Here is a 467-nt window from a genome sequence, read left to right on the forward strand (position 1 = left end):
TGGTTTCGCCGTTGTTGCTGATGAAGTAAGAACGCTTGCTAGCAGAACTCAATCCGCTACAGTTGAGATCCAAACGATGATTGAACGCTTACAGCAAGAGAGTCAAAATATTGCTAAGATCACGGTGCAAACGGTTGATCAAGCGCAAACCAGTAGCCAACTCATTTCACATATCGGTGATGACGTAAACTCGATTGCAGATTCCGCACAAGCGCTAATGGACATGAGTCTACAAATAGCAACGTCAGCTGATGAACAAAGCAACGTAGCGAATACCATCGCTGCTGAGCTTAATGATATACGAGGCCAATCAGACGTAATCAAAGATGTCGCTCAAAACTCTTCAAAGGGCGTATCTAAGCTGACTGAAGCATCGGTTTCTCTGTCTCAAACTTTGGCAAGATACCGCACTTAGCACTTAGCTATCAGCTATTTGCACTTAATGTTTGATGCTTAATGCTTAATGC

Annotated in this window: 1 protein-coding gene; it reads left to right on the top strand. The window is 43.5% G+C overall.

Translation table 11 applies throughout. The features are described from left to right. The coding region (locus AB4496_RS28965; RefSeq protein ID WP_372133565.1) for a methyl-accepting chemotaxis protein at nucleotides 1–415 on the top strand (415 nt) is incomplete at its 5' end. Between the last annotated feature and the right edge of the window lie 52 nt (nucleotides 416–467).

The sequence above is a fragment of the Vibrio sp. 10N.222.46.A1 genome (assembly GCF_041473595.1).
Taxonomy (GTDB): Bacteria; Pseudomonadota; Gammaproteobacteria; order Enterobacterales; family Vibrionaceae; genus Vibrio; species Vibrio tasmaniensis_A.